The organism is Rheinheimera sp. (genome assembly GCF_030824435.1).
Lineage (GTDB): Bacteria > Pseudomonadota > Gammaproteobacteria > Enterobacterales > Alteromonadaceae > Pararheinheimera.
Map to the genome: position 1 here is coordinate 43,463 of NZ_JAVBXS010000041.1, position 7,712 is coordinate 51,174.

8 protein-coding genes are annotated in these 7,712 nt (G+C 42.2%); 5 read left to right on the plus strand and 3 right to left on the minus strand.

Features of this window, described 5'->3' with window-relative positions; genetic code table 11:
• Window positions 1-183: 183 nt before the first annotated feature.
• Complete coding sequence (locus RCH83_RS10110) at window positions 184-1,419, plus strand: tyrosine-type recombinase/integrase (protein WP_306521592.1); 1,236 nt, start codon at window positions 184-186, stop codon at window positions 1,417-1,419.
• A 10-nt stretch (window positions 1,420-1,429) separates the two neighbouring features.
• Window positions 1,430-2,386: a hypothetical protein gene (locus tag RCH83_RS10115; RefSeq protein ID WP_306521594.1), complete on the plus strand. Its 957-nt coding sequence runs from the start codon at window positions 1,430-1,432 to the stop codon at window positions 2,384-2,386.
• Window positions 2,387-2,492: 106 nt separating this feature from the next.
• Here RCH83_RS10115 and RCH83_RS10120 read toward each other — a convergent pair whose 3' ends face one another.
• Both RCH83_RS10120 and RCH83_RS10125 read right to left on the minus strand, forming a co-directional pair.
• Entirely contained in the window at window positions 2,493-3,047 is a 555-nt protein-coding gene (locus tag RCH83_RS10120) for a hypothetical protein (RefSeq protein WP_306521596.1), read from the minus strand.
• A complete protein-coding gene (locus tag RCH83_RS10125) occupies window positions 3,047-3,628 on the minus strand; it encodes a ComF family protein (RefSeq protein ID WP_306521598.1) in 582 nt (193 codons plus the stop codon). The genes RCH83_RS10120 and RCH83_RS10125 overlap by 1 nt, the downstream gene beginning before the upstream one ends.
• Before the next feature lie 292 nt (window positions 3,629-3,920).
• Between RCH83_RS10125 and RCH83_RS10130 the strand changes: the two genes are divergently transcribed.
• Genes RCH83_RS10130 through RCH83_RS10140 form a run of 3 tightly spaced genes read left to right on the plus strand, consistent with a single transcriptional unit; the run spans window position 3,921 to window position 6,365 of the window.
• A complete protein-coding gene (locus RCH83_RS10130) occupies window positions 3,921-4,160 on the plus strand; it encodes an AlpA family transcriptional regulator (RefSeq protein WP_306521600.1) in 240 nt (79 codons plus the stop codon).
• The gene (locus RCH83_RS10135) at window positions 4,154-4,459 is read left to right on the plus strand and encodes a hypothetical protein (RefSeq protein ID WP_306521602.1); all 306 of its coding nucleotides are present in this window, start codon (window positions 4,154-4,156) and stop codon (window positions 4,457-4,459) included. Before RCH83_RS10130 ends, RCH83_RS10135 begins: the two co-directional genes overlap by 7 nt.
• Window positions 4,437-6,365, plus strand: coding sequence for a replication endonuclease (locus RCH83_RS10140; protein ID WP_306521604.1), 1,929 nt, complete (start codon window positions 4,437-4,439; stop codon window positions 6,363-6,365). The genes RCH83_RS10135 and RCH83_RS10140 overlap by 23 nt, the downstream gene beginning before the upstream one ends.
• 13 nt (window positions 6,366-6,378) lie before the next feature.
• Here the strand turns inward: RCH83_RS10140 and RCH83_RS10145 are convergent.
• The coding region (locus RCH83_RS10145) for a hypothetical protein (RefSeq protein WP_306521606.1) at window positions 6,379-7,712 on the minus strand (1,334 nt) is incomplete at its 5' end.

The window sequence follows — 7,712 nt, forward strand, 5'->3', positions numbered from 1 at the left end:
TGCCTCCGGAGCGAGAAAAATATAAATATTTCATGCACTTAGATGAACAAGGGTGAACAATTATGGTCTATAACTATCTGATATCAGGTGAGTTTTTTTGGCCTGTTTGTTCTTCATCGTTCATTCAGTTTCGTGGCTGCACGATGGAGTTGCTATAAATATGCTATAAATGGAAAATCAGCGATGGCAATCAAGGCCAAAATTTCCCAATCGACCATCAAAAATCTTCGTCCTGAAGACAAGCGGATTAACGACACCGATCTGGCTGGTTTTCATGCACTCATCGCCGCAAGTGGCAAAATAACCTATTACCTGAATTATCGTCTGAACGGCAAACAAGGCAATTTTAAACTTGGCGTGGAAGGTCAAATTACGCCTGCCATTGCTCGGGATTTGGCAAAGCAAAAAGCCGGTGAAGTTGCCAAAGGCACAGATGTTCAGGAAGTAAAAAAGCATGAGCGGCAAGCCCGAAAGCTTGAAGCACAATCTACGCTGAAAAACTTTATCGAATCCAAATTCGCCCCTTGGCTTTATTCCCAAAATCCAAAAACAGCCAAAGCGCGCATTGACGTCTTTAACACCAGTTTTGCCCATCTGATGGATTACCAGTTAGCCGATATAAAGCCGCATTTAATTGAGCAATGGCGCATCGAACGCAAGGCCAAAGGCAATAGCAATGCCACCATTAACCGGCAAATAACTAACCTGCAAAGCTGTTTAAGCCGAGCGGTGGAATGGGAGGTGATTGAAAAGCATGAACTGAACAAAGTGAAGCGCTTGCCTGAAGACAATTCCAAAATTCGCTACCTATCCAAAGTTGAGGAAAAGGCACTACGCGCCACCATGCGCGAGCGGGACGCGAGAATTAAACAAGAACGCAGCAACGGCAATAAACATCGGGAAGACCGCAGTTATGAGTTGTTGCCTTGTTTAAGTAGCAAAACCTTTGCTGATCATCTGGAACCCATAGTGCTGCTGGCAATGAATACCGGCATGCGGCGCGGCGAAATTCTAAGCCTGTGCTGGGAAAACGTCAGTTTTGATACCAAAACCCTGACAGTACAGTTTGAACATGCCAAATCAGGCAAAACCCGCCATATACCGCTGAACGGTGAAGCATTCCGCACTTTGCAAAGTTGGCAAGCCGACACCGGCGACACCGGCATTGTGTTTAAAGGCCAAAACGGCAAAGCCATGACTGACATTGGCAAAGGTTGGGAAAAACTACTGGAAGATGCCGGTATTACTAATTTCCGTTTTCACGACCTGCGCCACCACTTCGCCAGCAAACTGGTGATGGCTAGTGTCGATTTAAATACCGTTCGTGAACTGTTAGGCCATGGCGATTTAGCCATGACCTTACGCTACGCCCACTTAGCGCCGGAACATAAAGCGGCTGCTGTGAATTTGATTGGATAGGTATAACTAAATGATTCAGAAAGAATATTATCAGTTGGATGAACTGAATAGCAGATTTCAGCTGACTAATGCCGATATTAAGTACTTCTTCGATAAATCTAAGCTGGTGCCGGTCTTTAATTTGCCATTGAAGAGTTATGTAGTCGGGACTTTTGCTCAGAGTCGTTTTGTAGGGTACGGGGCTTGCCATTACAAAGGTTTGGTATCAATTTTGAACCAGAATTTTTTGGAGCTGTGGGACAATAGTAAAACCGAGGTTGAACGCGTAATTCTTCGGGATATGTCAGTAATCCAGAACTATACCGAAAACAGCCCTTTCCAAGCGGTATTACCAACGAATAGCATTTATGCATGGGAGCAGAAAGCACAGCCTGCACTCAGGGGCGATTGTTGCATGGCTATTTTTTTACCAGAAGAAATCCAAAGCGCTTCACACTTCTTTAGTGGAAGATTCGCAGAGCTAGCTACTTCCACACATTTATCTGAGCCGGTGCGTAATCTTGCACAGCAAACAGCAGAGAAGTGTAAAACTGCCCCAGCTATTTCCCATAAAAAAATTACTCAGATATTTAAGCTAACTGACGTGTGTGTTTTGCATTCAGATTTGGTTCGTCTAGGTGTGATCAAGGAAACAAGCAATAGAGTTATTGTCACTAATGCAACCCAACAAGAAAAGCCCAGCATCAGTAATACTGCAAAATTTGCAAATCCTTTTCATAAGTTGATTGGTCAGATTTTGAGTGAACACAAAAATATTAAGACAAAAGGAGTGATTCGGATTTTATCTGAAGAGGTTAAAAAACAAGAAGATTCAAGAGATTATGATCACGAAAATATTCTACTGGATGATGTTGACGGTGTGTTTATCTGGCGAGATTTTTCTGCCAGAAAAACTGAACGGCATTGCAGTATTAACAGTATTAGAAACGTGATACGTGATGTGAAAGTTGCTATGCAGGGCAACTAGTTCAAGCATTTTAAGGCGCAACTGAACTGAACTAGTACACCTGATCTGCGCGAAGCAAACGGAGCGGGGTTGGTCGCCTTGTTAGGCGCGGCTCAAATGCACTAGCTCAGAATAGAGTACCCTGCTCGTTCTTGAGAAATCCAATCTTCTCTTTGAGGTTTAATTTTTTATCAGCTTGCTGGTAAGCATTTTCACTCATGTGAGAAACCAGACGCTCAAGGTCGGAAACCTCTTTAATTTTTAAGAATTCTTTTGCTTTGTTTATGTAAACCAAGGACATTTTCTTTCTTGTTAATAGTTCTATAGCGTTACTTAGCGTGCCAGTGCTTTTGGTATCCCATACCATAAGGCCATAGTCGCAATCTTTGGCCATTTCAATGTCTTTTGCTGTGAAGAAAGCACGTGTCCCGGGTGTGGTGTTTGAATGGATTTTCTTTGTGATCCAGTGGCCTATGTTATTTCTCGGCTTTTCGCCAGAGCAATAGACAACAACTGATTTTGTGTGTTTAGATTCCAAGTAAGCTTGAATTGAGCTGTCGACACCATCGGCATCGCCCAATATTATTTGATATTTTGATTCTATTATATTGTTTATTCTTTCAAGAACATCAGGATCAAGATTCTTGATTTTCATCGAGCCGGATATGAAAACTTTGTACATTATAGCCTCCTCGTTACCGTTGCAACGTAAACGTCTCGGATTTTACTATAACTTCTGAGGACGTTGGTAGCCGCTTCAAGGGATGAACCGGTATCAAATAGATCGTCGATGATTAATACATCATGTTTCCCTTGTGATAGTACGTCATTTACGGTGAACGCTCCCATGAGAGTTGATACTTTCTCTTCTCTAGTTCCAATATCTTTCATAGCAGATGTTACTGTTGTTTTTACTAATAAATCTTCAACACAAGGGATGCCCATTAGTTTGGCTAGTTCCCTAGCTATTTCTGTTACTGGCTGGCGTAACCTTTGCTTTGATGCGGGCATAGGAATAATAAGCCCACATGACGAAAAGGCCGCACCCAGAGATTGATGCAACTGATTGGCGATAATTGGTGCTTTGGAGAAGTCTGAACGATACTTAAGTTGGAAGAGGGCTTCGCCAATTTCTGGTCTAATAGTATCGAACTGCATGTGGCCTTGTTCATTGTAGCCAATCGGAGTGCTGCTTGTTGTGTGTTTATCAAGAGAGAATCCGCGCGTCCATACGCCAGATATTTCTTTAATTTTTACATCCATATGTATCTCCTCTCGTTGTTCACAAATACCTCAAAATATCTGATTTTTTCATTGAACTCAAAAATATATAAATTTTTAACCTGCATTTTTAAATATTCCCTTTTGGCTCGTTGTAACGCTTAAATTAAGCGATAATCTAAATTTGTGTTACGGATAAGTTGCGATTGGCTGATGCTGGCAGAATTCAGAGCAACTAAATTGCATTAGAAACTGCATTTTTGCACTAAAAACTGCATATGCAAAAACTCATACCTGAAGATGTCCTTGTTCATTAACGTGCAAGGAAATCAACATGAGTACATCAAACAAAAAAGTCCTATCCGAAATCGAAACTGCTGAATACATCAGCATGAGCCGTTCTTTCCTGCGTCAGTCACGGATGGAAGGCAACCGCGAGAACCGCACACCAGCACCGCCATTTATCAAAATTGGCCGGTCGGTACGCTACCTGAAAGATGATTTAGATCTGTGGTTAAGCAACTTGCAGAAGTTCAGTCACCTGAGCCAGTGCGGAGGTGCTTCGGTATGCTGATTACCCATCCAAAACTTTCGCCTAATGTGCAAACTTTGCTGGATTGGTTTGTGGCAGATGCCAGCCATGCGGTGGAGTGGTGTACGTCAGTTGGGCGCAGCATGGATAAGCTGGTGATTTTTGGTGAAGAGCCCATTAAGTCATTAAAACCAGCACTGAATACCCTTATTCAGTATGGTTTGCTCCAGCAAACTGAAGTGTTTAATACCGGCCTGCGCTGGACTCGGTTAACAGTTGCAGCAGGCACCAGCTTTCAGGTTTTAGCGGAGAGTGACGATGACAACTCGCAAACCAACTGAACTTGAACGCTTGTTTCAGCAACTAGATGAAGTTGATTCTGCCTTTTACCTGTCGCTCCACTCAGATGATCGTAAGTTTCTGCGCGGTAAGTTGGAAGGCTTGCCCTTTGCCATTCAGAAAATTTTGTTTAACCACTACCGCTCAACGGCAAATATCGTTAAAGCGAATACTGAGCTTCGGTTAGTAACGGCTGAAATACACCGGATATTGCCGGTGATATTCCGTATTAATTTTGATATGTGCGAAAAGCAAAGGCATGATTTATCCGAAGAGAATTCGCGCCGAATGAGCCGGATTTTTTTGCGTGAACTCAATCAAGCCCGTTCGATGTTGTTGCCGGAGTTTCTGAAAATTTCCGAAATCGTTTCAGAAACTCATTCAGAAAATGCACTCGTGGTTTCAGAATATCTCAACTCAGTTTCTGAAATCATTTCAGAAACCGTTCTGAAAAATTCCGAAATAGTTTTAGAAATTCCAGAAACAGTTTCTGAACCAGTTTCAGAGAATTTCCTGCAATTTCCAAAGGCATTTCAGAAACCCGTTAACGCGCAACTCCGCACTACTGCCGGAGATTCCGGAAATATTCCTGAAAAAAACTCCGTTAACGCACAAGTGCGGACGAAGGCGGAACAGTCCACATATTTTGCTTGCGCTGATTATATGAAACAGCTTGGATTACAGCCGCCAAAACTCACACGCAAAACAGGCTTTGCCGGTTGTCTGAAACGGATGCAGGATGCGAAGTGGTGGTGCAGGCAATTGCGGCGAGTACAAAAACGCAAAACCGAACAGGTAATGGCATTGCTTGGCAAAGTCAGTAAAAGGGCTGGCAAATATTGTAGTGATTTAACTTTGAAAAACCGCTTAGCGGAAAAGGCAGCTTCAGCTGATTACATGGAACGTACTTTTATCGTGAACCAAGATCAGCAGCGTTTTTCACTGAAAGAAGTTGCCGATAAAAACGTCTCAAACCCGACAATCCGCAAAGGCGAGTTGATGACTCGCATGCGCGGCACTGAAGATATTGCCAAAGAGCTGGGGCATGTTGGCTCTTTTGTCACCTTAACTTGCCCGTCTAAATATCACTGCGCTTATGCCAGCACAGGCGACAGAAACCCAAATTGGAATGGTGCCACACCTTACCAAGCGCAGCAGTATTTAAACCGAGTTTGGGCAAGAATTAGAGCAGAACTGGCGCGACAAGAAATAGCTATTTACGGCCTTCGCGTTGCCGAACCCCAGCATGACGGCACACCACATTGGCATATGATGTTGTTTATGGCACCCGAGCATTTAACAGCTTTTAGTGCTGTGGTGATGCAATACGCACTGGCTGAAGATGGCGATGAAAAAGGCGCACAGGAAAATCGCGTGAAGCTGGTGGATATTGACCCAACCAAGGGTTCTGCCACTGGTTATATTGCCAAATATATTTCTAAAAATATCGACGGCAAAGGCATAGATACTGACATAGACGGCGGTGATGCCAATGTTGCAGCGCAGCGGGTAGAAGCTTGGTCAAGCTGCTGGGGCATTCGCCAGTTTCAGCAAATTGGCGGTGTGCCTGTTACGCCTTGGCGTGAACTGCGCCGAGTAAAGGAAGGTACTGAACAGGACGAGCAGTTTGAAGCAGTGCGCGTTGCAGCAGATAAAGGCGATTGGAAAAGTTACGTGCAACTGATGGGCGGCGTGTTCTGTAAGCGCAAAGACCTGTTAATCCGGCCTTATTACCATGTTGAAGCAGACCAACAAACCGGCCTGATTAAAACCAGCTGGTTTGATAACCTCATTGTGTTAAAGCTCAAAGGCGTTCTGTATGCAGGTCAGGCAATTATCACCCGCCTGCACCAATGGCGGCTGGAACAGGCCGTAGGCCGCTCTTCGCCTTTACTTGGAGTTCTGTAAATAACTGTACAGTTTATTTTGTGAATCCAATCAATTCTAATACTTGGGACATATTAAAAGCTAAGATAACCAGTATTATATGTATAGTTGCAATAATTCCAGACATAATTTCAAAGCTACGACGTGGAGAGCGAAGCAGTTTTCCAACCTTGTCAGTTAACTCAGTAACAGGAATATGAGTATATTGTTCCGAGATCCACCCGTCCAAATTCTTTTTATTATCACTTAATACAAAGTAGCAATGAATCCTACGAATTAAGTAGGTGAAAATTAGATACACTCCCGCAGCTTTAAAGAAAAAATCAGCTTGCGTAGATAGTAAAATATCAGTTTGAATCATCGCTTTGGCAAAAGTACCTACTGTAAAAAGAAATGCTATAGACAATACATCCTTAATGATTCCATCAATCATGGTGTTTGTTTTGTCTACGTAGCTATTTACTAACTGTTTCACATCAGAATATAGCTCACGTAGTTCTTTTCGGTAATCTTCATTTCTTTTTGAAACAACATACTTGTATTTGCTTTTTGCCTGTTCAAATGATGGGGATAATTTTGAACTTGCTATATTTACAAAGTTGCATGAGTCAGTTAACTCAAGCGTTATGCGGTCAACGAGAAGTTGAATTCGAGTACTTGCATCATTCTCTTTGTAACACCAAATTACAGCATCTCGTATATCATTAAGCTCTTTCGAAAATATATTAAATTCAGAGTTAGGGACTAAAGAGCATTCAAGATGCTTGACTCCTTTGAGCTGAATTTTTTCTATTGAAAAAAAATGCTGCGAAAAGCAAGCAAGCAGTTGTTGAAGGTATGCAATACGAAATGGCAAGGCTGTGTCTGTATTAATTGCCCCCCAACTAATTTCAAAGCTATGTGGCGAAAGATATATATTTGTTTGGCTTACAACATTTATTTCTTTCCTTAGGCTTGCGGGGTCAGGTAATTCTGTTCCATTAAGCCAAAATTTTTCATCTGGCACGCCTTCCACAGGAACAACAGCCAACCGTGGACCACCAAACCCATTAGCTAAGCCGTTAATAATAATTTTAAGCGGTTTGATAGATAAAATCTTACTTTCTAAAAATGGTGTTTTTAATCCTATAGCATCTAAATTTTCTAAGAATGCAGGTTCTGAAGTAAAAAATACAACATCAATATCATCCGATATCTGATTGATAGAACGTAAGAAACTCTCTTTTCTGAAAGTTAACTGCCAAGTAAATCGAGAAAGACCAATGGAATCAGAGATAAAATCAGATATTTCAATTTGTGTCTGATCGATTTCTAAACGAAATAAGCTATTTGCGCCATCGAAATTAAGGGCGGTAATTTTGGCTAACT